The organism is Beijerinckia sp. L45 (assembly GCF_009765775.1).
GTDB lineage: Bacteria > Pseudomonadota > Alphaproteobacteria > Rhizobiales > Beijerinckiaceae > RH-AL1.
This window is the reverse complement of record NZ_LMUU01000140.1, coordinates 1-2,035: the sequence shown is the minus strand read 5'-3', so window position 1 is coordinate 2,035 and position 2,035 is coordinate 1. Positions and strand designations below refer to the sequence as shown.

The window sequence follows — 2,035 nt, the reverse complement described above, 5'->3', positions numbered from 1 at the left end:
AGGCCGACGGCGGCGCCCGTGGCCATCACCACGATTCGCGATGCCGGCGACGGCGCGGTGGTCGCGTGGCCGAGCAGGCCGGCCAGGGAGATGATGGGAAGCACCGTGCCGCGCAGGTTGGTGACGCCGATGAGGCTTGCCGGGCCGTGCGGCACGCGGGTGACGGCGCGCGGCCGAATAATTTCGGCGACGTCGCTGGCGGCCAGCGCAAGCCGCTCGCCCGCCACCTTAAAGACAAGGCTTTCGCCGCCCCAGGTTGTCGCTTCGCTTGAGGCCGGCATCTCGGCCTGCGGCGCTCGGGCGGCCTTTGGCGCACGGGCCATTTCGCTCAGGCCTCGGCGATCTGGAGTTCGTCGGCGAGGCTGGCGATCTCTTCGATGGCCGCTGCAAGGTCCTCGGCGCCGCGCGCCTGCTGGCGGGACGCCGTGGCGGCTTCGGTCGCGGCGGCGCTGGTCTCCTCGGCGGCCGAAGCGATCTGCAGCGTGCCGGTCAAAACCTCGCGTACCGAGGCGAGGATCGAGTCCGAGCCGGTCAGGATTTCCGCGGAGCCGTCGCGCAGCGCCACCATGTCGGTGGCGACGGTGCCGAGCCGTTCGATGATGCCCTGGTTCTTGCCGATCTCCGGCTGCGAGGCGGCGGCGATCTGCTCGAGGTCGCGACGGACCGCGGCGATCTGATCCTGGATCTGCCGCACGACGTCCTTCATCCGGTCGGCGTTAGACGCGGAATCGCGCGCCAGATTGCGGATGTCGGTGGAAACCACGGCGAAGCCACGCCCGAACTCGCCGGCGCGCGCCGCCTCGACCGACCCGCTCACCGCGAGCATGTTGGTCTGCACCGCCACCAGCGCGATGCCGTCGACGATCTTTTCGATGCGGCGGCTCGACATTTCCAGTGAGCCGATAAGGACGGTGACGGCCCGGATCTCGTTGAGCGCGCCCTCGATGCTGCCGCTCAGCTTGACCACGGCCTGGCGTCCCTCGCCGAGCAGCGGAGCGATCGTCTGCATCCGCTCGACGGCGTGCGCGGCGGCGCCGCGGGTCGAGGCGGCGGCCTTCTCGATCTGAGCCATGGCGGTGGTGGATTGCTGCGTCGCGGCCGCCTGAGCCTGCGCTCCTCGACTGATCTGGTCGATGGCGGCGAGGATCTGGCCGGCCGCGCCGGACAGTTCCTGCACGGTGGCGGAGAGCTCTTCCGCCGCGGCGGCCATCTGCTGGGCGCTGGCGCCCGTGGCGGTGCCGCTTTGCAGATCTTCCGCCATGATCGCCAGGGCCTGGGCCGTGCGATGGCTCTGGTCCAGTGCGACGCTCTGTTGCTGCACAGCGCGTTGCGCCTGCGCTGCTGCCGACGATTGCTGCTCGGCAGCGGTTGCGACCTGTTCCGCGCCGCGCTGCGCCTCGCGGGCGCCGCTTTCGGCTTCGACCGCGGCGATCAGGATTGCCTGCGTGCCCTCGGCCATCGCGCCGAACTCGCCGCGGACGGTATCCAGCGTTGCAATGACGGCGCGGCCGTTGCGCGCTTCGGCTTCAGCGGACTCGGCGGCGGTCTTGATCCTGGCGGCGATGGCGCGCACTTCGACGCCGATGGCCTCGGCGAGATCCTGGACTTCGCGCGCGCTGCGCTCGGACACTTCGGCGAAGGCGCGAACTTCGTCGGCGACCACGGCAAACGCGCGGCCGTGCTCGCCGGCGCGGGCCGCCTCGATGGCCGCATTCAACGCCAGCAGGTTGGTCTGATCGGAAATGTCGCCGACGATGCGGGTGATGTCGCCGACGTTGGTCGCGTGGCTCTCCAGCGTCGACACTACGTCGACGGATAGCAGCTGGCGCGCCGCATTGCCGCGGACCGAGGCCACGGAGGCGTCGATCTGCGCGCCCACCTCGATCAGCATGGTTTGCAGCGCATCCGTCTTGCGGCGCGACAGGTCGGCCTGTTCGCGGGCCTTGGCGAAGATCGCGCCGAGGCTGTCGATGGCGCTTTGCGATTCCTGTGAGGCGCCGGCAGCCTCTTCGGCGGCAGAGGCGATCTGCTCGAG

At 70.4% G+C, this 2,035-nt stretch carries 2 protein-coding genes; both read right to left on the bottom strand.

Annotated features, from left to right (window positions below; all coding sequences use genetic code 11):
• Positions 1–323: chemotaxis protein CheW (locus GSQ79_RS14850; RefSeq protein WP_174243223.1), on the bottom strand; the 323-nt coding region annotated here is incomplete at its 3' end.
• A gap of 5 nt (positions 324–328) precedes the next feature.
• The coding region (locus GSQ79_RS14845; RefSeq protein WP_158809481.1) for a methyl-accepting chemotaxis protein at positions 329–2,035 on the bottom strand (1,707 nt) is incomplete at its 5' end.